The 26,502-nt window shown below is 60.4% G+C and carries 20 protein-coding genes; 14 read left to right on the top strand and 6 right to left on the bottom strand.

Annotated elements, in window-relative coordinates; translation table 11 throughout:
* Positions 1-542: 542 nt before the first annotated feature.
* The 5 genes from B2A78_RS24330 to B2A78_RS24310 form a co-directional block, all read right to left on the bottom strand.
* On the bottom strand, positions 543-1,985 hold the full coding sequence (locus B2A78_RS24330; RefSeq protein ID WP_346425859.1) for an efflux transporter outer membrane subunit: 1,443 nt from the start codon (positions 1,983-1,985) through the stop codon (positions 543-545).
* Positions 1,986-2,051: 66 nt separating this feature from the next.
* Positions 2,052-3,173: an ABC transporter permease gene (locus B2A78_RS24325; RefSeq protein WP_077732640.1), complete on the bottom strand. Its 1,122-nt coding sequence runs from the start codon at positions 3,171-3,173 to the stop codon at positions 2,052-2,054.
* Positions 3,174-3,180: 7 nt separating this feature from the next.
* Positions 3,181-4,305, bottom strand: a complete 1,125-nt coding sequence (locus tag B2A78_RS24320) for an ABC transporter permease (protein WP_143735305.1) — start codon at positions 4,303-4,305, stop codon at positions 3,181-3,183.
* Between the two features lie 14 nt (positions 4,306-4,319).
* On the bottom strand, positions 4,320-6,083 hold the full coding sequence (locus B2A78_RS24315) for an ATP-binding cassette domain-containing protein (RefSeq protein ID WP_077732638.1): 1,764 nt from the start codon (positions 6,081-6,083) through the stop codon (positions 4,320-4,322).
* Positions 6,080-7,099 (bottom strand): efflux RND transporter periplasmic adaptor subunit, encoded by a 1,020-nt coding sequence (locus B2A78_RS24310; RefSeq protein WP_077732652.1) that lies wholly within the window; start codon positions 7,097-7,099, stop codon positions 6,080-6,082. Before B2A78_RS24310 ends, B2A78_RS24315 begins: the two co-directional genes overlap by 4 nt.
* A 96-nt stretch (positions 7,100-7,195) precedes the next feature.
* Between B2A78_RS24310 and B2A78_RS24305 the strand changes: the two genes are divergently transcribed.
* On the top strand, positions 7,196-7,936 hold the full coding sequence (locus B2A78_RS24305; RefSeq protein ID WP_077732637.1) for a CerR family C-terminal domain-containing protein: 741 nt from the start codon (positions 7,196-7,198) through the stop codon (positions 7,934-7,936).
* 50 nt (positions 7,937-7,986) lie between these two features.
* On the opposite strand, the gene B2A78_RS24300 is transcribed toward B2A78_RS24305, so the two are convergent.
* Positions 7,987-8,454 carry an isochorismatase family protein gene (locus B2A78_RS24300; protein ID WP_205780894.1) on the bottom strand — a complete coding sequence of 156 codons (468 nt, stop codon included), beginning with the start codon at positions 8,452-8,454 and terminating at the stop codon, positions 7,987-7,989.
* A gap of 644 nt (positions 8,455-9,098) precedes the next feature.
* Between B2A78_RS24300 and B2A78_RS24295 the strand changes: the two genes are divergently transcribed.
* From B2A78_RS24295 to B2A78_RS24230, 13 genes are all read left to right on the top strand, one after another.
* Positions 9,099-9,554, top strand: coding sequence for an RHS repeat protein (locus B2A78_RS24295; protein ID WP_168175545.1), 456 nt, complete (start codon positions 9,099-9,101; stop codon positions 9,552-9,554).
* Position 9,555: 1 nt separating this feature from the next.
* Positions 9,556-15,153, top strand: a complete 5,598-nt coding sequence (locus B2A78_RS24290) for an RHS repeat-associated core domain-containing protein (protein ID WP_077732635.1) — start codon at positions 9,556-9,558, stop codon at positions 15,151-15,153.
* On the top strand, positions 15,153-15,746 hold the full coding sequence (locus B2A78_RS24285) for a hypothetical protein (protein ID WP_077732634.1): 594 nt from the start codon (positions 15,153-15,155) through the stop codon (positions 15,744-15,746). Before B2A78_RS24290 ends, B2A78_RS24285 begins: the two co-directional genes overlap by 1 nt.
* Positions 15,747-15,969: 223 nt before the next feature.
* Complete coding sequence (locus B2A78_RS24280; RefSeq protein WP_077732633.1) at positions 15,970-16,593, top strand: RHS repeat-associated core domain-containing protein; 624 nt, start codon at positions 15,970-15,972, stop codon at positions 16,591-16,593.
* The gene (locus B2A78_RS24275; RefSeq protein WP_077732632.1) at positions 16,590-16,991 is read left to right on the top strand and encodes a hypothetical protein; all 402 of its coding nucleotides are present in this window, start codon (positions 16,590-16,592) and stop codon (positions 16,989-16,991) included. Before B2A78_RS24280 ends, B2A78_RS24275 begins: the two co-directional genes overlap by 4 nt.
* A gap of 73 nt (positions 16,992-17,064) precedes the next feature.
* Positions 17,065-17,400: a hypothetical protein gene (locus B2A78_RS24270; RefSeq protein WP_077732631.1), complete on the top strand. Its 336-nt coding sequence runs from the start codon at positions 17,065-17,067 to the stop codon at positions 17,398-17,400.
* A 565-nt stretch (positions 17,401-17,965) separates the two neighbouring features.
* On the top strand, positions 17,966-18,844 hold the full coding sequence (locus B2A78_RS24260; protein WP_168175544.1) for a tetratricopeptide repeat protein: 879 nt from the start codon (positions 17,966-17,968) through the stop codon (positions 18,842-18,844).
* 344 nt (positions 18,845-19,188) lie between these two features.
* Entirely contained in the window at positions 19,189-19,479 is a 291-nt protein-coding gene (locus tag B2A78_RS24255; protein WP_077732628.1) for a hypothetical protein, read from the top strand.
* 61 nt (positions 19,480-19,540) lie between these two features.
* Positions 19,541-20,044, top strand: a complete 504-nt coding sequence (gene xrtM / locus B2A78_RS24250) for an exosortase family protein XrtM (protein ID WP_240502664.1) — start codon at positions 19,541-19,543, stop codon at positions 20,042-20,044.
* On the top strand, positions 20,031-20,651 hold the full coding sequence (locus tag B2A78_RS24245; protein WP_077732627.1) for a hypothetical protein: 621 nt from the start codon (positions 20,031-20,033) through the stop codon (positions 20,649-20,651). The genes xrtM and B2A78_RS24245 overlap by 14 nt, the downstream gene beginning before the upstream one ends.
* A 481-nt stretch (positions 20,652-21,132) precedes the next feature.
* Positions 21,133-22,305: an ATP-binding protein gene (locus tag B2A78_RS24240; protein ID WP_077732626.1), complete on the top strand. Its 1,173-nt coding sequence runs from the start codon at positions 21,133-21,135 to the stop codon at positions 22,303-22,305.
* Positions 22,306-22,886: 581 nt separating this feature from the next.
* Positions 22,887-24,332: a 3' terminal RNA ribose 2'-O-methyltransferase Hen1 gene (locus tag B2A78_RS24235; RefSeq protein WP_077732625.1), complete on the top strand. Its 1,446-nt coding sequence runs from the start codon at positions 22,887-22,889 to the stop codon at positions 24,330-24,332.
* Positions 24,329-26,502, top strand: a 2,174-nt coding sequence (locus B2A78_RS24230; protein WP_077732624.1) for a polynucleotide kinase-phosphatase, incomplete at its 3' end; no start/stop codon positions are given. The genes B2A78_RS24235 and B2A78_RS24230, both read left to right, overlap by 4 nt.

Below are 26,502 nucleotides of genomic sequence, written 5' to 3'. Positions count from 1 at the left end.
GTGGCGAGGCCGATTTGCACGCGAAGCGCCCGTAGGGTGCCGCACAGGGACTGTGCGGCATGAATCCAGTGCACAAGGAAGTGAGAGGCCTCTGCCATCCATAGCGTCTGGACCCCGGCATTCCAATCGCAAACGGTGTCTTCGGGAAGGGCGTGGCCGGCGCTCCCGGCCAGGCCGTTTGCGATTGGAAGGGTCGCGACTAAAGCGACCGTTTGCGATTGGAAGGGTCATCCCAGCGCTCCTGGGATGACCGTTTGCGATTGGAGCACCGAAGCCACCCTTCCCTGCCGGGGTGACGTCATTCGTCTTAACTTAACGGCATTGACGCCAAGGGTACGGGGTGTCAGGTTGAAGCTTAGAGCACACGTCGGGCATATCAGAAAAGGCTTAAATCGACTCTACTCTGACGCATCTAAGCCGGCTGGTCTGACGCCAGGTTGAGGTTAAGCTCAGCCGGACATGCCGAGCTGATAAAGAACCACCGGCCAGCAAAATGCGTTACCCTACCCCTCTCGAGCCAGGCGCGCCGATGACTCACAAACTCATGATTTCTTGCCGTCGGCAGCAACCAGCGGCGGCGTGGCGTTAGCCCCGCCTCCCAGAGATTTGTACAGAGAAATCAGATTAACGGCAGTGAGGGCTCGTGAATTAGCGAGTTCACTTTCCACCGCATACAGGGCGCGTTGTGCAACCAGCACGTCCAGCAGGGAAATGACGCCGGCTTCGAAGCGCAGTTGGGATAAACGCACCGCCTCTTGCTGGTCCTCCACCGCGCGTGCCAGCGTTTGACGTCGGATCTCTTCCTTGAGATAGCGAGTCAGCGCGGTTTCGGTTTCCTTGAGCGCCTCCAGCACACCCTTTTCGTAAGCAAAATAGGCTTCCCGTTGTTTGGCCTCGGCCAGCTTGATTCCTGCCTTGATGCGGCCAAAGTTGAGCAAGGGCTGCACCAGGTTGGCGGCGTTGCCATAGGAAAACGCCGCGGACTTGAACAAACTTTCGATATCGGTATTTCGCAATCCCAGAAACGCCGACAGCGAGATTTTCGGAAACAGCTCCGCGATAGCCGCCCCCTGCATCGCCGTAGCGGCCGCCAACTGGCGCTCGGCGGCGCGCAGGTCAGGCCGATGGCGGATGGTATCGGCGGGCGAAGCGAGCATGGCTTGCCCCGGTGCTTCGGGAAAGGGACCGGGCGCATCCAGCTCGGCGGCCAGCGCACCGGGCTGCTGGCCCGCCAGCGCTTCCAATTGACGCAGGGCAGCGGTCTTGCCGGCTTCCAGGGTGGGAATCTGCGCCTCGGTGGTCTCCGCTTGGGCTTTGGCGCGCACCACATCATGGCGGGTTCCGATGCCCTCTTGCAGCAGCCTTTCGGTCTGCGCCAGGGTCTGCCGCATACTGTCCAGGTTCGATCGGGTGATGGCCAGCAGGGCCTGAGCGTTGCGGTAGTCGATGTAACTACGCGCCAGCTCGGAGCTTAACGTCACCAGGGATTGAGCGTATTGGTCACCGGCCGCTTCCAGCTCCGCCGAGGCCGCCTCGAGGCGCCTTTGCTGGCGTCCGAACAGATCGATTTCCCACAAGGCATCGAAGCCGATCTCGAACAGGTTGTAGCGTATGCCCGGCCTCAGGCCGGGCATCGGGTTATCTTGGCGCTGCACGCCCCCCGTCACATCGACCGACGGAAACAGTTCTGCGCGGGTGCTGCTCCGTTCGGCTCGGGCCTGTTCGATTCGGGCCAGTGCGATTTTCACGTCGAGATTGCGCGCCAAAGCTCGATCCATGAGGCGATCCAGTTCGTAATCGCCGAAGGCTCGCCACCATGCCTTCAAATTTTCCGGTTTGGCCCATAGCAGATCGGCGCCGATCTTCTCATCTGCGTGCCATCGATCCGGAACGGCCGGAACAGGCGCCCGATAATCTGGACCTACCGTGCATGCCGCCAGGCTCATTGCGAATAGTGACAGTGAAAATTGGAGCTTGGTGTTCAATGTCGTTGTGTATCTGTTGTGCGTTTTTTCATCCAGACCATCGCCTGCCGTTCTACTGTGTCCGCACTAAGCCAGCTTGTTGCGGAACATCCAGGCGGCGATGGGCAGCGTCACGGCCGCAATCATCAGAAGTGCCAGCATTTCGGGCAGCAGCTGGACGATGCCGGCACCCTCCAGATAGATCTGGCGCGTCATGCTGATGGCATAACGGAGCGGGTTCACGGCGGTAAGGTATTGGAGTGCGTCCGGCATGGTCATCACCGGCGTGGTCAAGCCGGACAGCAGCATGAACGGCATCATCACCACGAGCGTACCGATCATGGCCTGCTGCATGTTTCGGGCGATGGAGGAGAGGAACAAGCCGATCCCGACCGATGCCGCCAGGAACTCGGCAAGGCTCAGGTAAAGCACGAAGTAGGAGCCCGCAAAGGGAATTTGGAACCATAGCTGGGCGACCAGCAGGATCGAGGTGGCCTGAATCAGCCCGACGATCATCGACGGCAATGCCTTGCCGACCATGATCTCGTAGGGACGGAAAGGCGTCACCAGCAATTGCTCGAAAGTGCCTGCCTCCCGTTCGCGAGCCACCGACATGGCGGTCAGGCTCATCGTCATCATCATGGTGATCGTCCCGATCAACGAGGGAATCATGATCCACTGTGTCTCAAGGTTGGGGTTATACCACGCCCGGGGCGTCACCTTGATGCCGGGCGGCGGCGTAACGCCGTTCTCCTGGCGCCACCTCTGCACGAAGTTCGCGGCCAGGGTGCTCACATACCCTTGCGCGGTTCCGGCGGTGTTGGTGTTGCGCCCGTCGGCGATCGCCTGGACCTTGGCGGTACCATCCGCCATCAATTGGCGCTCGAAGTCCCGGTCGATGATCACCGCGAGGACAGCGCGGCGATCCGTGATCGGGTCGGCAATGTCGGAAGCGTTTTGCAGCGTGGCGATACGATCGAAAGTGCCCGAACCATCGAGGGTGGCGATGAAGGCCCGCGACGCCGCACTGTGATCGCGATCGAGCAGCACATAGGGGACATGGTTCAGATCGTAACTGGCGGCGTAGCCAAAAATCAGGCACTGCAAAATGGGCGGCACGAACACCGTGACCCGGCTCTTGCGATCTTTCAGGATCGCCAGAAGCTCCTTGCGGATGAGGGCGAGGATGCGAAATAAGGAGTCGGTCATGGCAACCTCAGTCGATGCGCTTGCGGGTCGCCTTGGCGGCCATGGCCATGAGCAGTGCGGCCATGCCGGCGAGGACGAGCGCGTTGGGCAGGATGATGGGCCACACGTCCCCGGCCAGAAACAGGGTCTGCAGCGAGCTGACGAAATAGCGGGCAGGAAAGATGCTGGTCACGATCTGGGCGCCCCAGGACATGCTGCGGATGTCGAAGATGAAGCCCGACAGCAGGGTCGCTGGCAGGAAGGTCACCAGAAAGGTGATCTGGCTGGCGAGAAATTGGCTCTTGGTCGCCGACGAAATCACCAGTCCCATACCGAGCGCCACCAGCAGGTAGAGCGAGGAGACCAGCACCAGCAGCCAAAGCGACCCACGCAAGGGGACGGCGAACAAAAACTGGCTGCCGGCAACCGCAAGGACGAGCCCGAACATGCCCATGACGAAATAGGGCACGGTTTTGCTCAGCAGGATTTCGACGGGACGAACGGGGGTCGCGAACAGCGCCTCGAAGGTGCCGCGCTCCCATTCCCGGGCGATGACCAGGGAGGTCAGCAAGGCTCCGATCAAGGTCATGATCAGGACGATCAGGCCCGGAACCAGGAACCAGGAACTCTCGTTGGCCTCGTTGAACCACAGCCGGCCCTCGATGGCGATAGCAGAGCCGCCTGCAGCGGCGCGGCCTTCGGCGATCTCGCGAGCCAGCCAGGTCGCTACCGCGCCCCTTGCGTAACTGATCGCGATGCGGGCGGTGTTGGCGTCCGTCGCGTTGACCGCCACCAACAGATCGGCTTCGCCGCGCGCCACATCCCGTGCGAAATGGGGCGGAAAGCGAACGACGGCGCTGACTTGATGCTCGGTCATCAGCCTCGCCGCCTCGGCCATGGTATTGACCGGGTGTACCCGGAAATAGCTCGAAAGGCTCAGCGCCGCGCTGACGGCGGAGGTCTCTTCGGAAGCGTGCTCGACGACGACTGCGACGGGGAGATGCTTGAGATCGAAGGAAAGCCCGTAGCCGAACAGGATCAACATCACGATCGGCAGGACGACGCCGATGGCGATGGCGCTGGGGTCCCGGAGGATCTGCCAGGTTTCCTTGCGGATCAATGCCCATACCCGCCGGGCACGGCTTCGCGCCATCAGCTCCTGGCCGGTCATTGCGCCGCCTTCCCTACGCTGTGCCGGGATTGCTCGACGATGGCAATAAAGGCATCCTCCATGGTGGGCAGCTGCCCACTTCGGGGCTCCCCCTGGGCGCGGATCGCCGCCGGCGAGCCTTCCGCCAGGGCGATGCCGCCATCCATGATGATCACACGGTCGCAATATTCGGCCTCTTCCATGAAGTGGGTCGTGACGACGACGGTCACCCCCTGTTCCGACAGGGCCGTGATCCGGCCCCAAAACTCGCGGCGAGCCAGAGGATCGGCACCGCTGGTCGCCTCATCCAGAAACAGGATTTCCGGTTCATGCAGCAGCGCCGTGGCCATCGCCAGCCGCTGTTTGTACCCCCCCGGCAGCTTTCCGCCCGGCAAGGCCGACATCGGGCCGAGATCGAACTGGTCTTTCGCCCAGGCGATGCGGTCGCGTTTTCTGGAACCGCGCAGACCATAGGCGCTCGCGAAGAAATCCAGGTTCTCATCCACGGAAAGGTCGCCGTAGAGCGAGAATTTCTGAGCGACGTAGCCCAGTTTCGCCCGTGCCTCGGCACGGGCGGTCCTCAAATCGGCCCCCGCTACCCGGAGGCGCCCGCCAGTGGCCGGGATCAGCCCGCATAGCATGCGGAAGGTGGTGCTCTTGCCCGCCCCGTTCGGCCCCAACAGTCCGTAGATTTCCCCGCGCCGTACCTGAAAGGACACATGGTTCACGGCGACGAAGTCGCCGAAGGTCCGAACCAGATCGAGAACTTCCACGGAAGGAACGCCGACCGCCTCGCTGGGACGGCGGCCCAGCGTGATGGATGGGGAATGGATCTCGCCGACCGCGGCTCGGAACAGCGCCATGAAGCCGTCTTCGAAGCGCGGGGCTGCGGGTTCAAACTCGAGGCCGCCCTCTCCGCCATCATCTTGAGGGACGCGCGACGAGCGGGTAACGACCCGAACCTTCCCCGCCTCGGGTACGGCGTCCGCCACACCTGGATGCTTGAACAGGCGTGCCTGCAGAGAGCGGGCCGTGGAGCCCTCGGAGGAGGTGGCGAAAAACACGCGCCCTTCCGCCCGAGAGGTGATCTCCTCCGGTGTCCCTTCCGCGAGCACTTTGCCTTGATGCAGGACCACGGCATGGTCGCAGAACGCGGCCTCGTCGAGATAGGAAGTGCTGACGATGACCGTCAACGCCTCCTCACGCACCAGACGCCGCACGATTTCCCACAACTCTCGGCGGGACAACGGGTCGACGCCCACGGTCGGTTCGTCCAGCAACAACAGGTCGGGCGAACGGACCAAAGTGCAGGCGAGGCCCAGTTTCTGTTTCATGCCGCCGGAGAGCGCTCCCGCCAAGCGACCGGTGAACGGGCCGAGGGCGGTCATCTGCAGCAGGCGGGGATAGACCGCCATGCGCGCCGCTGGGCTGATGCCGTGCAGTTCGGCATACAGATCCAGATTTTGCTGGACGGTCAGATCTTCGTAGAGGCCGAACCGCTGGGGCATATAGCCGATGCGGTCCTGTATGGCCTGCGGGTCGGACGAGGCGTCGATGCCCCGAACCCGTACCGTTCCACTGTCGGCGAAAACCAGGCCGGCAAGCATCCGCAGGAGGGTCGTCTTGCCGCCTCCGTCGGGACCGACCAGCGCAGTGAGGGTCTTATGCCGTGCCGCAAAGGAAACGTCGTCGATGGCCTTGACGGTCTCGCCCGTTTCACGGCGGAATGTCTTGTGAACCCCGCGAATTTCCACCGGATGCGTCAGGCCTTGCAGGCTCATTGCCGTGCCCGGTCGCGGGCAGGTCCGTCTGCATCCGGCGGAATCTTCACTGTTGCCGGCATGCCCAGGCGCAACACGTTCTGGGGATCTTCGACGAACACCCGGATTTCGTAAACCAGGCTGGCGCGCAGGTCTTCGGTCTGCACCGTTTTCGGCGTGAACTCCGCGACCGGCGAGATGAAGCCGACCCAACCCTCGATCGGATGATCGGGAAGACTGTCGACCAGGATTTTCGCGCGGGATCCGGAATGCACATGCCCGAGCTCCGGCTCGGGAACGTACGCCCGCACCCATTTTGTCCCGATGGTGGCCAATGAGAACACCGGTTTCGTCGGGGACGCCATCTCTCCCGGCTCCATCAGCCGCGACTGGATCACGGCGTCGAAGGGCGCCCGCAACTCGGCGTCGGCCAATTGCCGGCGAATCAGTGCCAGCTGCGCCTCGTAGCCCTTGAGCTGGGCTTCGGCCTGGGCGATGTCTTCCAGGCGTGGTCCGATGACCGCGAGCCTGAGTGCCTTCTCAGTAACCTCCACCTTCGCGGCCGCCACATCGGCGGCCGACTTTGCCGCATCGAAATCCTGCTTGCTGATGGCCGCACTCGACACCAGATTTTTCCGCCGCCGGTAGAGAGCCTTGGCGTTGTCGGCGTCTGCCTTGGCGGATACCAGGTTCGCCCGAGCCTGTTCGATCTCCTCCGGCCTGCTGCCGTTTCGGAGGCGCTCCACGACCGCTTTCTGAGCATCTACCGCGGACTCGATCTGGATCGATTGGGGCACCAGCCGGCTGGTATCCATGCGGGCCAGCACCTGCCCTTTGCGGACCACATCGCCTTCTTCCGCTAGGATCTCGGTGATTCGCTCGGTTCCATTAAACGGTACGGAGGCTTGGCGAAAGTCGATGTTGCCGTACACGGTCAGCAAGCCCTCTGCGGAAGGGCGATGGATATGCCACCATCCGCCGCCTAGAGTTACCAGGATGAGAGCTGTCGGAATGATGATGCGAGCTTTCGTGTTCATGGCATAAGAATGGGTGCAGCCACCACTTTTGTCAAATTCGAATTTGAAATTTAAATTTACGTTCATAAGACATGCTTTTCCCGGTATGCTCTTTCCATGAAACAAGAGAAGCGAAATCGAAAATTGCCCGGTCACCGGGACGATGGCGTAGCCACAAGGTGGCAGATCCTCGAGGCTGCAGGCGAGGTATTTGCCGAAAAAGGGGTTGCCTACGCCACCGGCAAGGAAATCGCCGAACGAGCAGGAGTCAATTCGGCAGCGGTGAATTACTACTTCCGCGGCATAGATGGCCTTTACGCCGAAGTCCTAGTGGAGGCCCATCACCGGTTGATGGATTTGGAGTTCCTGAAGAAGATCTCCGAAGCCCCGGGGCGTCCGGAAGACAAGCTGAGCGTCTTCATCGACGGCATGCTACGGGCGGTTCTTGGTCCGATGTCTTCCAACTGGGCCCTGCGCGTGCTGGGTCGGGAAATACTCCACCCCTCCACCGCGTTTCCAATCCTCCTGGAGAGGGAACTCCTCCCCAAAATGCAAATCGCCACCGCGTTCATCAGCGAGATTCTAGGGGTACCTCCCGACCACCCTGCGGTCGCGCGCAGCAGACTCGCCATCATCGCGCCGTTCGCCCTGCTTCTGCTCGGGAGCTCCAAAATGCTGGAACACGCGGCACCACAAGAGGCTATCGCCAATCAACCGGACGCTGCCATTGAGCACTTCAAACGATTCTTCATGGGCGGGCTGGCCCAAATAGCCTCCGACCTTGCGCGTGAGAAGGCAGGAAACGGTGATGATGTAGCCAAGTCACCTCAGGGGGCGCCGGGACGTTCGGCGCACTGATCCAGGTCAACTACCAACATCCCCCGCTGAGTAAGCGTTGTTCGTCTCCCTCAGCCTTGTAGGGCCGGCATCACCACCTGCTGCACGATCGCGCTCCCTTCGGGGGTGCTCCAGTTGCCCGCAAGTTCCGCGATCACCTGGTTCGTGCTGGACAGCGTGACGCCGTTCTTCTCCATGCGGCGCAGAGCCATGTCGTCGCCGATCTGGCTCGGCGAACCGCCGGCATCGGCGATGACCTGAACCGCATAGCCCTCGCGTACCAGGCTCAATGCCGGGAAGACCGTGCACACATCGTTGTGACGCCGGCGATGATGAATTTCTTGCGTCCGGTCGCCTTGACGGCCGCCGCGAAGTTTTCGTCGTCCATCGCGTTGACGATGCCGACGCGCTTGATGCGGGCGGCGAATTCGGCCGGCAGAATCGACTCTAACTGTAGTGACCTGCAATGGAAAATCCGAGAACCTGCAATCCATCCGGCTGGCCTGCAATCCTTCGCCGCGGACCGGGATTATTTGCAAATATGATTGCCTCGACTGGCGGACACAATCATCAAAAGATGGGAGTGGTAACGGCCACGACCAGCCCGTGGGCCATCAGATACACAGGCTACTTCTAGGAAAGAGCGACGTATTCCCATGTGCGGAAGCCAAAACGCCTGGGAAAAATCAGTGAACTATGTCACAGCAATGGATGTGAATATTCACCATCCACTGACACAACCCTGTAACGCGGCGACTTTTAAGATCGCCTTTAGCGGTGAATTTGGCGCAATTGCGGGTGACGGACGCAACCGAACGGTGGGAACCGTACGAGCGCCGTCCGCCGCGGTTCAACGGACAAGGGGTATCGGCCGGAGGGGTCAACCCCGGTAACGATATCGCCGCCTTCGTCGACCGGCGATTCACACAAAACTTAAACGATGCGTTTTATGGGGGGTTGGGCCTAGTCGCCCTTGTTTTGCCATGGCGCCTCGAAATACCGGTTCAAAAACTTAAGGTAAGGCGTTATGGAACGAGACACGCGCGCAACGCGTCACTCCTCTTCAGGGCCTGAACGGCGATCTCACCGAATCGTCCTGGCCTTCAATCCCCAGTGCCGGTCCACGGATCGCCACCGGAACCTTCGGTTAGCGCTGTGCGCGGGTCTCCTGTCAGGGCTGGCCTTGCCGAGCGTTCGTGCCGTCGAAATCAACTATGCCTATGACGACCTCAACCGGCTCGTGAGCGCAACCCGGTCCGACGGCCCGGCGCTGGCCTTCCAGTACGACGAGGCCGGCAACTTTACCAGCCAGGGGGTCAGCAACAGCCCGGACACCGACGGCGATCTGATCGCCAACTTCGCCGACCCGGACGACGACGGCGACGGCATGCCCGACGCCTGGGAAGCGCAGTACGGTTTCAACCCGCTCGATCCCGCCGATGCGGCGCAGGATACCGACGGCGACGGGATCACCAACCTGGCTGAATATCAGGGCAATACCGATCCCTTGCAAAACCAGCAAAACTCGGGCACCGCCCATGCGAGCGTGCCCGCGGTGCCGGCCGAGGGTTTGCTCCTGATGGCCGTGGCGCTGTGGCGCATCGCCGCTCGACTGAACCAGAAAAACCGGGGCCTTTGACATGAAGCCGGAAACAAGAAGAAGCGGGGTGGCCCCGATGGCCCTCTGGGTGCCGTTCGTGGCGTTCGTCACATTGGCTGGGCTGGTCTCGGCAGAGCCTTTCGCCGCGCCCGAGGGCTGGATCGACCAGCGCGCCAAGCTCGTCTCGCCGGAATCGGCCGAACGCGTGGTCGCCCAACGCGAACAGACCCTGGCGCAGGAGCGCGACCGGCAGGCTGAGCGGCAACACCTATTGGGCGCGACCGCCGCGCCCCGCGCGGCCGCGGAGATCACCGCGGCGGCGGAGGGCCTGGTGCCGGCCGCCACCGAGTTCAGCCAGCTGGCGGCGGCCCTGGACAACGATCCGCGCCGCATTTACCAGTTCGTCCGCAATCATTTCGCCTACGTGCCGTATTACGGCGCGCTGAAAGGCCCCTACCTCACGCTGAAGGAACGCAGCGGCAACGATTTCGACCAGGCCGCCCTGCTGGTGGCGCTGCTCCGGGCCGCCGGGTTCACCGCCCAGTTCCAGTACGGCAGCATGACCATCCCGGTGTCGGCCGCCGATGGCCTGGACCTGGCCCATTGGCTGGGCACCGAGGCCAATGCCGGTGTGATCGGCACGATGATCGCCACCGGCGGCATTCCGGCCGTCAACCACGGGACCAGCTTCACGCTGGATCGGGTCTGGGTGGTGGCGACGATCAACGGCAACACGGTCGCCCTGGACCCGGCGTTCAAACCGAGCGACAAGCTGGCGGGCATCGATCTGGCGGCCGCCATGGGCTACGACCCGGCGGCGTTACTGAGCGCGGCCGGCGGCATCACCGGCAGCCATTCCATCCAGAGCCTCGATGCCGGCGCCCTCGACAACGCGCTGAATACGCTGACCACGCAACTGGCCGCGCAGCTCCAGCAAAACTACCCTAATGCGCGGGTCCGCGACATCGCCGGCGGTTTGGGCATCCTCCCGGACGACAGCGCCAGCCTGCCGGCTGCGCTGCCGTTTCCCGGCACCCCGACTCAAAGCCCCTGGACCGACATTCCCTCCGGCTACATCCACACCGTCCGCCTGCAACACGGCGGCCTCGATACGACGCTGAACATCCCCGAGATCGCCGGGAAAAAACTGAGTCTCAGCTATGCCGGCGACAGTGCCACGATCGATCCGCCGCCGGCCGGCGCGACCGATTTCGGCACGGTGGCGCCGGGCCAGGACGGGCCGACGTTTACCTGGACGCCCGGCAATCCCAATTCGGTGGTCATCCAGGTCACCAGCACGATCACCGGCACCGGCGCCGGCGCCTTCCAATTCGTTTCGGGCGGCGGCACGCAGAACATTCCGGCCAACGGCAGCGTCCAGGTCAAGGTCAAGTTCACCGGCGTCGGCCAGAGCGCGGGCCGCAAGAATGCCAGCCTGACCTTCAACTATACCTACCAGGGGAATTCCATCGGCTCGCAGACCGTGGCCTTGACCGGCGCCGTGGTCAGTACCCCCGTGGCCGAGCTGTATCTCGACGACACCCTGCTGCTGTCCGAGGGCACGCCCTCCGGCGACCTGACCCATCTGACCCTGACCGTCGACCACCCCTACAGCGCCAGCGTCAGCAACCCGTGCTTCACGGGTGCCCGTTTCGCGGACCAATGCGCGACCTTCACGTTGAAACGGACCGGCGCCTACGTGCTGGCCTCGGCCTTCGGCGGCGACCGCGACAGCAGCCTTTTGGCCGAGCGGCAACGCTACCTCGACCAGCTCACCCTGCACGGGGCGGCGAACGGCTCGCGCGAGGTGCTCTCGGAAACCCTCAACGTCATCGGCCTCGGCTGGATGCAGCAGACCCAGCTGGCGTCCGATCTGCTCGGCGCCGTGAGCGACCACCGGATCCTTCAGCATCACCGCTTCGGCATCGTCGGCCAGGAGGACGGCTACTTCATAGACGTCAAGGCCCAGTTCTCCCCGGTCCTGCCGCAAAGCAGCACCGCCGTATCGGGCGCCTTCCAGGCATCCGGCCTGATCGCCAGCGCGCTGGAACACGGCGTGCTGGAGCAATCGCAGGGCGCCGCGCAGGCGGCCCTGTCCACGGTCAAGATCTTCGCCCTCAACAACCAGAGCGGGCAGAAGTTCTTTCTGGCCAACAGCGGCAATTTCGGCAGTATTCAAGGCCAACTGAGCGGCTACAGCGCCAACGATCTCGCCGACCTGCAAACGGCCGTCAACGCCGGCGCCACGCTGATTCTGCCGCAAAACGGCCAGGTGGCGCTCAACGCCTGGCACGGCAAGGGCTACATCGATTACCGCGTGAGTGGCAGCCAGCGGAGCCTCGGGATGATCATCGGCGGCGGCCTGCAGGGCGGCTACGGCTCCTTTCTGGGGCCCGTGAGCACGCCGGCGGCGCAGGCGAGTTACGCCCCGGTGCAGGTGCCGCCGGGGAACGTCCCGACCCCCAAGGGCGCCGATCCGGTCGATCTGGGCTCGGGCGCCTACCTCAACCAGGCCGCGGATCTCCGCCTGGGCGGTGCAGGCGCGCGCGGCCTGAGCCTGGCCCGCTACTACAACAGCCAGCAGGTCAATCAGGCGAGCGCCGGCCTCGGCCGTGGCTGGACCCACGGCTATCATCTCCGCCTCAGCCGGCACAGCGACGTCAAGACTGCCCTGGGCCTCAGGAGCCCCCGGGATGCCGCCGCCCTCATCGTCGCCGCGGTTGTGACCCGCGACCTGATGGCGCCCACCCAGCCGAGTCTTCAAGCCTGGACCGTTGGCGCCCTGGTCGCGCAGTGGGCCACCGATCAACTCTTGGACACCAGCGTCAGCGTGCGTCTCGGCGACCGATCCTTGAGCTACCGGCAGCTGCCGGACGGCAGCTACGTGGCGCCGCCGGGCGTCACCACCCAGCTGGTCCAGCTGGCCGACGGCACCTTTGAACTCAGGGAGCGCTTCGGCACCGTGCTGGCCTTCGACGCTCAAAACCGAATCCAGCGGCTGACCGACGTCGACGGCAATACCTTAAGCTTCACCTATGACGGCAACGATCGGCTGACCCAGGTCAAGGACGCTTACAACCGCACCTTGACCCTGACCTACACGAACGGCCGGCTCACCCAGGTGGCCGACAACCAGGGCCGGAGCGTCAGCTACAGCTACACCGGCGACGACCTGACCCAATTCCGCGATGCCGAGAACCAGCTGTGGCAATACGGCTATGACGCCAATCACCAGATTGTGACGGTGACCGATCCGGTCAACAGCGTCATCGTCAGCAACGTCTACGACGACCACCACCGGGTCATCCAGCAGACCTCTCCGCGGCAGACCGGCTCCGCGCTGTACCGATTCCACTACACCGGCCGGTCGTCGGCCGAGGAAGACCCCGAGGGCCATCGCACCACCTACACCTATGACGACACCGGCCGCACGATCGCCGTCGAAAACGCCCTGGGCCAGATCGTTCGGACCCGCTACGACGGCCAGGGTCATGTCGTCCAACAGACCGATCCCCTGGGCCAGGTCACCCAGCACGGCTACGACGGCCAGCACAACCGGGTCCAGACGGTCAACGCCCTGAACCAGGCCACCGGCTTCACCTACGATGCCCAGCAGCGACTGATCCGGGTCACCGACGCCCTCGGCCACGCGGCCGAGATCGACTACGATGCCGAGCACCACCCGATCGCCGCGCGCAATGCGCTCAATCAACAGAGCGCCACCGCCTATACCGCGGCCGGCTTGGTACAAAGCCGCACCGACGCCAAGAACGCCGTCACCCACTACACCTACGACGGCAACGGCCATCCGGCCACCGCGAAGACCGGCACGCATCCTGCTGTCGCCACCCAGTACGACGCCATCGGCCGGCTCTTAAGCCTCACCGACCCGGCCGGGGCCGTCACCCAATTCCAGTACGACAAACGGAGTCTGCTCATCCAGCGCACCGATCCCTTAGGGAAGCTCAACACCTCGGGGTACGACAACGCCGGGCGTCTCAATAGCCACACCGACCGCAACGGCGATACCGTCACGACGAGCTACACCCCAAGCGGCCAGCTCGCCCAGATCGTCTACCCCGGCAACCAGACGGTCAGCTTCACCTATGACGCGCTGGACCGCCTGACCGGCATGACCGATCCGAGCGGGACGACCAGCAACACCTATGATGCCGCCGGCCGCCTCACCGCCCACACCGACCCCAACGGCTTTACGGTCCAGTACCAATACGACGCCGCCGGCAACCTCACCACGCTCACCTATCCCGGCAACCAGACCGTGAGCTATACCTACGATGCCTTGAACCGGCTGCAGACCGTCACCCTCGACGGGCTCAACCAGACCGAAAGCTACACCTACGATGCCGCCGGCCGGCTGACCCAAACGAATCGGTTCAACGGCAGCCAGACGACCTACGGCTACGACGCTGCCGACCGCCTGACCCAGCTGACCCACACCGCCAACGGCCAGACCCTGGCTCAATACCAATACACCCTCGACGCCAACGGCAACCGCACGAAGGCCCTGGTGACCGAACCCAGGCTCCCGGAACAGCTCATCAATCTCACCCGGACCTACAGCTACAACACGCCGAAGACCCGGCTGACCGGCACCCAGCTCGACGGCGCCGCCACCCCCTACAGCTACGACTTTGAGGGCCAGCTGCAAAGCAACGGCGCGACCACCTTCAGCTTCGACCCCGCCCACCGCCTGACCGGCCGCGGCACCACGAGCTACACCTACGACGGGGTCGGCAACCGGATCCGGGCGACGCGGAACGGCACCGTCACGAAATACGTCTACGACGCCGCGGGCAACCTCCTGGCCGAGGCCGACCAAAACAACACCATCAAACGGTACTACATCCACGGCCTCGGGCTCACCGCCCTGGTCGAGGCCCAGACCAACGCCCTTTACGTCTACCACTTCGACGGCACCGGCCACACGGTGGCGCTCAGCAACGCCGGGCAACAGACGGTCAACACCTATGCCTACGATCCTTACGGCCGCTTGATGGCGACGACCGAGACCGTTCCTCAGCCGTTCCAGTACGCGGGGCAGGTCGGGGTGATGGCCGAGGGCGACAACCTGTACTACATGTGGGCGCGGTATTACGATGCCCACATCGGCCGGTTCATCTCCGAAGACCCCATCGGCTTTGAAGGGGGCTTGAACCTGTATGCCTATGTCGGGGGGAATCCGGTTACCCTGGTCGATCCGAGCGGGCTAAGTCCCTCCGAAGGAGCGCGCCTATCGCAAGCTCAAATCGTTCAATTTCAAAAAGATGCTTTTGATATTGCTATAGGCTTTGCCTTACCGACTAGTAAAGTTAGCAATCTGCTTAATGGATTGGCTAAGGGAGCATCGTCACTTTATTATGACGTGACTCGTGCGGGTAGTCGTTACGCGAATCGAGCAACCGACGTAACGAAGTCGGAGTTTGAGAAAAATCTCATCGATTCGGGTTTCACGCGATCTGTGAGCAAGGATGGCAAAGCCATCATCCTTGAGAAGGATGGTGCGAAATACATTTTGCGCGACGGAGCTAAGTCAACCGGCAGCCCAACTGCGGATTATTACAAGCCCGGCAGCAGTTCTATTGATCTAAAAATTCGACTTGAACAGGGAGCGCCGTGATGCTGACCAGTACGTTTATCGCGGATGATCAAACCTTTGCAGCGTACAAGGCGGAGGTCGAAAAGTGTTGTCGGATAGAAGCGAGACTTCCCGAGCAAGTTTTTCGTGAGGGGTTCAGTCGTTTCGCTTTTGAAGAGTTTGATTGGGCAATGTCTGCGACGTTTTGGCCTGCAATTCAGGCCCTCTGCCGTTCTTGTGGTGATGTTTCGTTGCTCGTAGCAGTTCTCGACCCCGATCCAACAGATTACTACAAGAATGAGTTTGGCTTCTTCAATTGGGCAGTGCTTCCGGTGTCTGCGTCAGCTGACGAATATTGGAATTTGCTTAACCAGTACCCTGACGAGAGCCCAGCCGACTCCTTGTTAGCAAACTCCGAGAAGGTTGTGTGGCTGGCACAGTCAGGGAAATGGGCAGTCTGGGGTGAGCGTAGCTTGGAAGTTTGCATCTTAGGTTGCCGAGAGTCTGTGCAACATGGCTTAGGGCATGATGTCGAATGGGCTCTGAAAACTGCCATGCCAAACTGTTTTCGTGAACGGGTTGTTCCACCAGAATATGCAGAACGCCTTCGGCAAAATTACGGCGCATTAGCGTGAACTAACATGTGAGATGCGCCAATGCAAATGTGTGTAATGCTGCCGACATAAAGAGGTGCATCATTCCAGAATACACCGGTTGGTCATGACGACACCGAAAACAAAACCCGGCAATATGGCTACGACGTGAAGCCCGCGTAGGCTGGGTTGAGGCACGAAACCCAGCGTTTCACGGCTCGGCTGTGCCGGGTTTTCGCAAAGCTCCAACCCAGCCTACGGACTGATGGCGGCGACCGAAACGGTTCCCCAGCCGTTCCAGTACGCGGGGCAGGTCGCGGTGATGGCCGAGGGCCAGAACCTGTACTACATGCGGGCGCGGTATTACGATGCGGCGGTCGGGCGGTTTATCAGCGAAGACCCCATCGGCTTCGACGGCGGACTGAACCTGTATGCCTATGTCGGGGGGAATCCCATCAATCTGGTGGACCCAAGCGGGTTGGCGGCCACGGAATGCAATGGCTGCGCGATTTCGACGGTTGGCCCCTTTGATCTGATTGGCGGCGGTGCCGCAGCGGCCAAGCTCCTGTATAGCGGCGGCAGGAGTTTGTTGGGAATTCTGGGCGGAGCTGCGGCGAAGCACTTAGACGATGTTGCGAGGGGTGTAGATCCTAACAAGTTGAAGCATATTTTTGGGCAAGAACGACACAATTTGAGCGGTGTGGTAAACCAGTTTGGCTCACAACAGAAGGCTTTCAATGCTATCCAGCAGGCGACCGAATCCGCCGTTCGTTCTCAGGGGCTAACGGGAGTTTTTGAAACGACCGTAAAAGTTGGCACTGAAACCATTACCGTTCGAGGAAATATTGTTGATGGAGCTGTAAAGATTGGGACCGCGTTCGTGCCATGAAAAATGAACTATCTAGATTCGAGAAAGCAATACTCGAGAAGCTGCTTGATGGTGATTTTCCGTTATTCAATCAGCTACGACAGCAACTTGCACGGTGCACAGTAGTAAAGCGCGAGTTTACGGGATTTGGCTTCTATACGACCTTGGCCGTGCCTGAAGATGTGCGTCGCACAGTAGGGCTTGACGTTAAATTTGGTGATGTAATTGGAGAAATTCCAGATCTGCCGAGCGGGGCAGGTTTTCTGCTTTATGTTAAGGATGGAGTTCTTGATATGCTTGAAGGTTATAGTTATGACGAACCTTGGCCATCATCCATTGATAGCTTCAATCTGAAGTATGTGAAAGGAGAGCAGCGTGACTTGGTGACCATAGAGGAGAGTTTGTGGCAGAAGTTATAAGCCCCGTAGGCTGGATTGAGGCACGAAACCCAGCGTTTCAAGGCTCGGCTGGACCTTAACGTAGAATGGATTCATGGTGCTCCGTAGTCCATCAAAAGATGAAGTTAGGCTTCTTGAATTTCTGCTCTCGAAAGCTCAGATCGGTGTGCTGAGTGAAGATTGGCGGGCGAAACTAAGAGTTTCCGAGATGGAAGACGGCGGCATGGGGAGTTTACGACTGTTTCCTGACGGATCGCAGGTGGAAGATCGGAAATTTGGGAGACGGGCAAGTGAATGTCAATTTACGGACGAGGACGGCGTCGAGGTTCTTGCCTCACTGAATCTCGATCAGGACGGAAACCTCTATGAACTTGATATCTGGAAAACTGACTTTGGGAAACTGATTCGAATTCCAGCACAACTTGCATAAGCCACAAAGAAACATAACAAGGCAAGGTGCTCTTGTCGGTGGCCGAGGGCCAGAACCTGTACTACATGCGGGTGCGGTATTACGATGCGACGGTCGGGCGGTTCATCTCGGAGGACCCCATCGGTTTTGTGGGGGCTTGAACCTGTATGCCTATGTCGGGGGGAATCCGATTATGGCGGTCGATCCGAGTGGGTTGGAACCAACACGATTTGGTCTATCAAAAACCGAGCTCGATCAGTTTGAGAAGGACGCTTTCGATTTGGAAAATAAACGAGGAGTTTAGGCACGTCGGAAAGTTGGAGGGTGAAAATCAAAAAGCAGAAATAGGAGTAGTCGTGAATCCTTTCGACATTGTTCATCGAATGCGGACAGGAGAATATGAGTTTTTTTACCCAGGATATTGAGTGTAAGAAAAGAAATGTACCGCAGAAATCGGGGGCAGAGACGATTTCAAAGGCGATATCGTATTCGATTCCCTTCTTCTGCGGCTGGGATGCGGTGCAGTAGACGCCAGCGATCTATGGCAAAAGACACTTACTCTCCCCCGAACTTTGGGACGCACTCGATGAATGGAAAAATACTGAGCTTATTTTTGTCCCTTTTCGCGCCTGCCCTGCTTGCGGGCAACCTGGATGAGGCCTTGCGTTTGTTAAACGAAGGCAAGTATGCCCAAGCACTGGGAATCATCCAGGAACATGCGAAAAACGGCAACGCGGAAGCCGAGTATTATCTGGGCGTGGCTTATGCGGAAGGCGTCGGGGTCAATAAGAACCCGCAAGAAGCGCTACGCCTGATCAAGTCGGCGGCCATCAAGGAATATCCTCAAGCTCAATTTGCCATGGGCAACCTCTACCGTATCGGCGCCTTTGGCCAAGTACACTACCTAAGGGCCATCGAGTGGTACGAGTTGGCTGCCAATAAAGGCTTGGCAGAAGCCCAGCACGCGCTGGGCCACGCCTATACCAATGGGGTCGGCGTACCCGTAAATTACGAGAAGGCTTTGCAATGGTACCGGAAGGCGGCGGAGCAAGGCGATGCGATTTCTCAAAACAATATCGGCTGGGCCTACCAAAACGGCTTTGGTGTCGACAAGGATTACCATGAAGCCGTGAAATGGTTTCGGATGGCGGCCGAAAAGAATCAGGTCAATGCGTTGAACAATCTGGCATTGGCATACGATAACGGCCAGGGTGTCGAAGCGAATCCCGCCGAAGCGGTTCGTTTGTGGCAGATCGCGGTCGATTTAGGTTACTCCTCCGCGCAGAACAATTTGGGATTGGCCTACGAATTTGGCAAAGGCGTTCCCAAAAACATCGTCAAAGCGCTCGAATTGTTCAAACTGAGCGCCGAACAAGGCGATCCGAACGGCACGGTCAATTACAACCGATTACGTCAATCGTTGGCTCCGACCAAAACGCCCGATCCCCTACCAAGTCCACCGTAAGCATTCTCTGCACGGACGGCATCACCAATTGGCCGAGTATCACACCGGTGGCGACCCCTTGGTAGCAGCCGCCGATGCGGACGTACCGTTCGTCCCGGTCTGGGGTCTGATTGTCATGGTCTTGTCGCCAATCGGCATTGCCGTTCGCCAAGCCCGCGTAGAAGACTGGGTTGCGGAACGAAACCCAGCGTTTCAAGGCTCGGCGGTGCCGGATTTTCGCAACGCTCCAACCCAGCCTACGGGCTCTAGAAGCCGCAGCCACTCGCGCCCTCGTTTTTCGGCAGTGGTAAATAGCGAGAAAATAACGTGGAAGAAATAGACGCAAAATTCGCGAGTCCGCATTGATGAGAGTTGCTCGTCTCTTCAATGTCGCGCCGGCTTCACTTTCTCCTGATTCTGTCTTCGGAGTTGACCTGAAGGCCAGCTTCGTTTCGGATTTCAAGGCAAACGAGTTTGACCCACTGGATTACGACATCCATGACGTCGCCGATCGCCCAACTTTAAAACAGCTGAGCTCGGGCGCATTGGTAATTCGGACTGTCGGCGACTACTGTGAGCAGATGATTCGTTGCTACAAAACCAAGCCTGATGACGTAAGACGCATCCTTGGAATGACTCATCCCCAGCCGTTGTAAAACAATGGAGTAGTTTTTAATGAAGCTTCCTATGCCAACGCTTCGGTCTCACAAACGTTCAATGTATACGCCCGGGTGGCTTCAACTGCTGCTCTTCCTCGGATGGTATGGGGCGTTCCACTACGCCTATTTCCAGATACCCGATGACGTGTTCAGAGAGCTGTATCACCGGGGATTGGGTACGCTTTGCGCGGACCTGATCAATCTGCTCACGCCCACGGAACGGGTGTCGGCTGTTCAGAATCGGCTGGTGTCGCCACAGGCCGACCTGGAAATCGTCCGAGGCTGCGACGGCGCGGGCGCGTTGTTTCTGGTGATCTCGGCCATCTTGGCTTTCCCTTCTACGATCACGCGCAAATGGATCGGGATCGGCTTGGGCGTTTCGTTGATGTATGGCCTCAACCTGATCCGGATCAGCGGGCTGTATTTCGTCATCGCCCATTATCGCGACTGGTTCCAGTTGATCCACACCTATCTCGCGCCGACCTTGATCATCGTGATCGGTTGCCTGTTCTTCGCCGGGTGGGCGGCGGGCGCCTTGCGATCCGCCGATGCAGCGCGCTGATTGGCTCAAGCTCTCCGCGAAAGCCGTGGCGGCCTGGCTCGGATTGTCGGCCTTGGGAATCTATCTCAGCGCACCCTTGGCGGAACTGATGTTGCCGCTGTTCCGGTTCGTCATCCTGTCGGTTGCCCCCGAATACGCACCGTCGCTCAAACTGGTCGCGGACAATCACGATGTCCTCATCCAGCTCGAAGCCTGGCTGTTGCAGCCGTTGCCCTTGGGCGGCGGCCAACAGATTCCGGCGGGCCTGGCAGTAACGACCGGAACCCATCTGATGCATACCCTGGTTCCGGTGGTCATCGAAGGGTCCCTCCTGATGGCCTGGCCCACGCGGCGCTGGGTCGAACGCGCGGTGTTGCTGGTATTGGGTGTGCCGACGTCGATATTCATCGTCGGCCTCACCGGCCCTTTTGTATTGCTGGGAACGCTGGAAATCCAGCTTCAGGACATGGCGCAACAGGCCCATGTGGTGCGCAATGAACCCCTGACGTTGACGTGGATGATCTTTAACGAGATGGGTGGACGTTGGATGCTAGCCATAACCGCGGCCATCTTGTGCCTACAAGTACAAAGGGGACTATTCGGCAAAGTTGGGCACTCCACAGCGTGAGCGGCGGGTTTCCCTTTAATTTCCGGTCCATACACGGTCTCTCAAGAAATTTACTCGACTGTATCCTAAGGGCGCGTACTGCTCGCTCGAGTTTGAAGGAAGGGGACATTCGTGAACGACCGGTATCGGTCAAGACGAATGGTCGTTGAGGCCAAATTTCAGACGGTGAGAGCAACCTCTGTTTCTGGCCGTATAGGGCACTTCGGTGGCTATCGGAAATCCATCTGAACTCATGCTTGGCTCTATCGAGGCGGGCGCCAACGCGATTTTCAGTTCATTGCGATGCACCAGGATCGAGGTATTGTTGCCGAAGCCGCCTTTCGGCATGGTGTCCCGGTTGGGAAAGAACCGGTCGTAGGAGGCGAGTTTGAGTTGTTGGGGACTAGAAAGCGGCTTCGATCCAACTGATCTCGTCAGATCATGGCTCGCCAATAGTTTATCAAACCTTGTATATCATCCACATGATGGATAATATGCAAGGATGATTGCTCGCCGTATTCTGCCCATCGTAAGAGAAGCCCTGAGCGACCAGGCCGCCGTCGCCTTGATAGGCCCCCGCCAGGTCGGCAAGACCACCTTGGCCTTGACCCTGGCGCAGGAGCGTCCTTCCGTCTACCTGGATCTGGAGTCACGGGAAGACCGCGCCAAATTGACCGATCCGGAATTATTCCTGCGAAACGTCCGGGACCGCATGGTTGTTCTGGACGAGATCCATCGAATGCCGGATTTGTTCCAGAGCCTGCGCGGACTGATCGATGAGGGACGCCGCAGCGGCTATCGAACCGGGCGCTTCCTGATTCTGGGGTCTGCCTCCCTGAGCTTGCTCCGCCAATCCGGCGAGAGCTTGGCGGGCCGGATCGCTTACGTCAATATGGGGCCATTCGATATTCTGGAAACCTCGGCCGGCAATGGCGAAGACGTCGCTCGGTTATGGGTGCGGGGTGGATTTCCCAACAGCTTTCTCGCGGCGGACGATCGGAAAAGCTTGCGTTGGCGCAGGGATTTCATCCGTTCCTATCTGGAGCGGGAAATTCCGCTATTCGGTCCACGGGTACCGGCGGAGACCCTCGAGCGCCTGTGGACGATGTTGGCCTATGAGCAGGGCGACCTGTTGAATGCCTCGCGCCTTGCCACCTCCCTGATGATCAGCGCGCAAACCGTAACACGCTACATCGATTTACTGGTCGATCTGTTACTGATCCGCCGCCTGCGGCCGTTCCACGCCAATCTTGGCAAACGCCTGGTCAAGTCCCCAAAGGTGTATCTTCGAGACAGCGGCATAGCCCATGCCCTGCTGGGGTTGACGGACTATAACGCGCTCAGTGGCCATCCCGCTGTTGGCGCGAGTTGGGAAGGTTTTGTCATCGAAAATCTGCTCGCGGCTGCACCGGAGCAAACACTGCCAAGCTTTTACCGCACCGCCGTCGGCGCCGAGATCGATCTGCTACTGGAGATGCCGGGCCAAGGCCTGTGGGCTATCGAAATCAAGCGAGGTCTGTCTCCAAAGTTGGAAAAAGGCTTCCAGATCGCCTGCGATGATCTGCGGCCGGATCGACGTATTGTCGTGTATGGAGGTAGCGACCGCTATCCCATCAAGGCGGATGTTGAAGTGATCGGGCTCAGAGCTTTGGTGGAAATGCTCGCGGCACTTTGAGGCTCACGGCCCACGTCCCTGCCAATTTGCGCCGAACGCTCGCTTTCGGCCGAGACTTGCCCAATGGTGCGCGGGTACGTAAGACCGCTCGGAAGCCGCCATCGGGTCCACGTATGGTCGAACCGCAGGGGTTGGCACGAAGCACTCGCTCGGCCTCAAAGGAAGCGGACGCTCATGAATAAGCGGTATTGAGCGAGCCGAATGGCTGCTTCGGCCGAACTGCCGCCGGACAGATATATAGCGCGCCCAATGATTGCTTAACGGCCATTTCTACCGTTCGCGTTTGAGCATCAGCCAGCTAGAATGTCGACTTCACGAAGCCCTGTTCGAATTGTAAATTTGGTCAAGGGCGGACCTCAACGATCCAAATCTGAGTGACAGTTGTAAAAGGCATACCTGCCTTTCAAGTTGCCCTTAATCTGTCGCCCCCCCCGTGAAACCTCGTTCTGCACTTTCGCGTGCTAAACTCAAATCGCTGACTCCATCGTTACACGGATGATACGGTCGATTTTGGCGTCGACGTTTTCCGCTTCCGCCCTGATGGATGGATGTGATCATGCCCCTCACCATGGAAGCTCTTCATGCTCCTGACCCTCACCAACACCCAGTCGCCCGCAACGGATCTGGGATTTCTGCTGCATAAGCATCCGGACAGGGTGCAGACGTTTTCCCTCAGCTTCGGCGAGGCCCACGTGTTTTATCCAGAGGCATCACCCGACCGCTGCACCGCGTGCTTGTTGGTGGCGGTCGATCCGGTGGGGCTGGTGCGGGGCAAGACGCAGGCAAGCCGCGGGCTGCTGGACCAATACGTCAACGATCGCCCCTATACCGCTTCTTCATTCCTGTCGGTGGCCATCGGCGAGGTGTATTCCTCGGCCTTGCAGGGCCGCTGCAATGCCCGGCCGGACCTGGTGGAGCAACGGTTATCGCTGAATGTAAAGCTGCCTGCCGTATCGGTCCGGGGAGAAACCGGATTGATTCACGCTCTATTCGAGCCGCTCGGCTATGAGGTGGAAGCGACCCGATTGCCCCTCGACGAACATTTCCCGGAGTGGGGGGACAGTCCTTATGTGGCGCTGACCCTTGCCGCCTGCACGACCGTCAAGAACGTCCTGTCGCATTTGTATGTGCTGCTGCCGGTCCTGGACGACACGAAGCATTACTGGGTCGGTCAGGATGAGCTGGAAAAACTGCTGCGCCATGGTGCAAGCTGGCTGGCCACGCACCCGGAGAAGGAACTGATCGCCCGCCGCTATCTGCGTCACCAGCGCAGCCTGGCTCTGGAAGCCCTTTCCCGACTCGATGTGCCCGAAGAGGACGACGGCATCGAACCGAATGGTCCGGTCACGGAGGTTGGAAATATGGCGGTGAACGATATGGCCTTCATCACTTCGGAAGAGGCGGCGGTCGAGTCCCCCCTGTCCCTCAATGAGGCTCGTATTCGCGCCGTGTTGGAGGTTCTGCATGCTGCCGAAGCAGAGTCCGTGGTCGATTTGGGATGTGGCGAGGCGAAGTTGCTATCCCGGTTGTTGAAGGACAGTCGCATCGGCCGACTGGTCGGCCTCGACGTGTCGATCCGCGCGTTGGAAATCGCCGCGAAGCGTCTGAACCTGGACCGGTTGCCGCCGCGGGTACGGGATCGGATTACGCTGCTTCACGGCGGGCTGACTTACCGAGATGCGCGCATCGAAGGGTTCGATGCCGCCTTGGCCATCGAAGTGATCGAGCACTTGGACTTGGGGCGTCTGGCAGCTTTCGAGAAAGTGCTGTTCGGCTGTGCCCGGCCGCGCATCGCCATCGTGACCACGCCTAACGTGGAATACAACATCCGCTACGAAACCCTCCCGGCGGGACGATTGCGCCATCACGACCATCGGTTCGAGTGGACGCGGACGGAGTTCCAGTCCTGGGGCCGGCGCGTGGCCGACCATCATGGCTATCAAGTGCGTTTCCAACCTATCGGCGAGATCGACCCCGAGTTGGGTGCACCGACGCAAATGGCTGTGTTCGAGCGGGAGGCGGCATGAAGATCACGCTTCCCGAATTGTCCCTGGTGGTGTTGATCGGTCCAAGCGGATCCGGTAAATCCACCTTCGCCCGGAAGCATTTTCTGTCCACCGAGGTGATTTCATCGGATTACTGCCGGGGTTTGGTGGCCGACGATGAAAACGACCAGTCGGCGACCGGCGATGCCTTCGACATCCTTCATTACGTGGTCGGCAAACGCCTGAAAAGGGGACGTCTCGCGGTCGTGGACGCCACCAACGTCCGGGCCGAGGATCGCAAGCCTCTGGTGGTGCTCGCTAGGGAATACCACTGCTTGCCCGTGGCCATCGTCATGGCCATGCAGGAGCATGTCTGCCATGAGCGCAACGCCGAACGGCCGGACCGGTCGTTCGGTCCCCACGTCGTCCGCAATCAGGCCGCCGCCCTGAACCGCTCGCTGCGCGGATTGGAACGGGAAGGCTTCCGCTACGTGTACCGGCTGCGCACTCCAGAAGAGGCCGACAGCGTGGAGATTCACCGTCAACCCCTGTGGAACAACCGCAAGACCGAGACGGGACCGTTCGACATCATCGGCGACGTGCATGGCTGTTACGACGAACTGGTGCAGCTGCTCACCCGCTTGGGTTACGAAGTGCGCCGCGACGGCGACAATATCGCCGTATTTCATCCGCAAGGACGCAAGCTGGTTTTTGTCGGAGATCTGGTGGATCGCGGCCCCAACATCCCCGACGTATTGCGGTTGGCGATGGGGGCGGTGGAAAACGGCAACGGCTACTGCGTAGTCGGCAATCACGACTTGAAGCTGGCCAGGGCGTTGCGCGGCCGTCAGGTCCAGAAGACCCATGGCCTGGCTGAATCGCTGGCACAACTGGAAAGCGAAACTCCGGAATTCCGGGACACGGTCGCAAAATTCCTGGACGGCCTGGTCAGCCATTACGTATTTGACGGGGGCAAGCTGGCGGTTGCCCACGCCGGTCTTCCCGAAACCATGCACGGCCGTGGGTCCGGCAAGGTTCGCGAGTTCGCCCTGTACGGCGAGACCACCGGCGAAACCGACGAATATGGACTACCCGTCCGTTACAACTGGGCAGCCGATTACCGCGGACGTGCCGCCGTGGTGTACGGGCATACACCGGTACCGCGCGCCGAATGGTTCAACAACACCTTGTGCCTGGACACCGGGTGCGTGTTCGGCGGCGAACTGACGGCCCTGCGCTGGCCGGAAAAGGAACTGGTCGCCGCGCCGGCGATGGCCACCTACTACGAACCGGTTCGCCCGCTGCTTTCGGCTCAGACCGAAACACTTTCACTGCAACAGGCGGCTGACGATTTGCTCGATTACGCCGACGTGTCCGGCAAACGCATTCTCCATCCGCGGTTAGGACATACCGTTACGACTCGCCCCGAAAACGCCGCGGCGGCGTTGGAAGTCATGACCCGCTTCGCGGCGGACCCACGTTGGCTGGTCTATCTGCCGCCCACCATGTCTCCCTCGGAGACCAGCGAACTCGACGGCTTCCTGGAACATCCGCGCGAGGCATTGGACTATTATCGTAAGGCCGGTGTCGGTTCCGTCGTGTGCGAGGAGAAGCACATGGGTTCCCGTGCTGTCGTCGCGATTGCCCGGGATGAAGCGGCGGTCTTGCGCCGTTTCGGAGTGGCCGGCGAAGGCCGGGGTATCGTTTACACCCGCACCGGGCGGCGCTTCTTCAACGAGCCCGACTTGGAAAAGGGGGTACTCGATCGTCTGGGCGAAGCCTTGAGCGCTGCAGGATTCTGGGAAGAGTTCCAGACCGACTGGTTCATTCTCGATTGCGAACTGATGCCGTGGTCGCTCAAAGCCAAGGAATTGCTGACCCGGCAATACGGTGCCGTAGGGGCCGCCAGTAAGGCGATGTTGCGTCCGGCCCTGGAATGGATCGCCGCCGCCGAAACGCGGGGCCTCGACGTTTCGGCGTTACGAGACCGCTATACCGAACGAGCCCGCGATGCCCAGCGTTTCGTCGATGCCTACCGGCGCTGCTGCTGGCATGTCCATTCGCTGGACGACATTCGCCTCGCGCCCTTCCATCTGCTCGCCTCCGAAGGCAAAGTACACGCCGACCGCACCCATGTCTGGCACATGGAAACTTTACATCGCCTCTCCCGGCATGGCGACGGCTTCCTGCTCGCCACGCCGTTCCGGATCAT

It is taken from the genome of Methylocaldum sp. 14B, assembly GCF_002005105.1.
GTDB lineage: Bacteria > Pseudomonadota > Gammaproteobacteria > Methylococcales > Methylococcaceae > Methylocaldum.
Note: the sequence above shows the minus strand (reverse complement) of the source record. Positions and strands in the feature narration are given on the sequence as shown.

What these genes read in the sequence shown, in the direction of transcription:
- B2A78_RS24325 (WP_077732640.1), bottom strand. Translation starts at nt 3,173, where the DNA reads ATGACCGACTCCTTATTTCGCATCCTCGCCCTCATCCGCAAGGAGCTT.
- B2A78_RS24320 (WP_143735305.1), bottom strand. Translation starts at nt 4,305, where the DNA reads ATGGCGCGAAGCCGTGCCCGGCGGGTATGGGCATTGATCCGCAAGGAA.
- B2A78_RS24315 (WP_077732638.1), bottom strand. Translation starts at nt 6,083, where the DNA reads ATGAGCCTGCAAGGCCTGACGCATCCGGTGGAAATTCGCGGGGTTCAC.
- B2A78_RS24310 (WP_077732652.1), bottom strand. Translation starts at nt 7,099, where the DNA reads ATGAACACGAAAGCTCGCATCATCATTCCGACAGCTCTCATCCTGGTA.
- B2A78_RS24305 (WP_077732637.1), top strand. Translation starts at nt 7,196, where the DNA reads ATGAAACAAGAGAAGCGAAATCGAAAATTGCCCGGTCACCGGGACGAT.
- B2A78_RS24290 (WP_077732635.1), top strand. Translation starts at nt 9,556, where the DNA reads ATGAAGCCGGAAACAAGAAGAAGCGGGGTGGCCCCGATGGCCCTCTGG.
- B2A78_RS24285 (WP_077732634.1), top strand. Translation starts at nt 15,153, where the DNA reads ATGCTGACCAGTACGTTTATCGCGGATGATCAAACCTTTGCAGCGTAC.
- B2A78_RS24280 (WP_077732633.1), top strand. Translation starts at nt 15,970, where the DNA reads ATGGCGGCGACCGAAACGGTTCCCCAGCCGTTCCAGTACGCGGGGCAG.
- B2A78_RS24275 (WP_077732632.1), top strand. Translation starts at nt 16,590, where the DNA reads ATGAAAAATGAACTATCTAGATTCGAGAAAGCAATACTCGAGAAGCTG.
- B2A78_RS24270 (WP_077732631.1), top strand. Translation starts at nt 17,065, where the DNA reads ATGGTGCTCCGTAGTCCATCAAAAGATGAAGTTAGGCTTCTTGAATTT.
- B2A78_RS24260 (WP_168175544.1), top strand. Translation starts at nt 17,966, where the DNA reads ATGAATGGAAAAATACTGAGCTTATTTTTGTCCCTTTTCGCGCCTGCC.
- B2A78_RS24255 (WP_077732628.1), top strand. Translation starts at nt 19,189, where the DNA reads ATGAGAGTTGCTCGTCTCTTCAATGTCGCGCCGGCTTCACTTTCTCCT.
- xrtM (WP_240502664.1), top strand. Translation starts at nt 19,541, where the DNA reads ATGTATACGCCCGGGTGGCTTCAACTGCTGCTCTTCCTCGGATGGTAT.
- B2A78_RS24245 (WP_077732627.1), top strand. Translation starts at nt 20,031, where the DNA reads ATGCAGCGCGCTGATTGGCTCAAGCTCTCCGCGAAAGCCGTGGCGGCC.
- B2A78_RS24240 (WP_077732626.1), top strand. Translation starts at nt 21,133, where the DNA reads ATGATTGCTCGCCGTATTCTGCCCATCGTAAGAGAAGCCCTGAGCGAC.
- B2A78_RS24235 (WP_077732625.1), top strand. Translation starts at nt 22,887, where the DNA reads ATGCTCCTGACCCTCACCAACACCCAGTCGCCCGCAACGGATCTGGGA.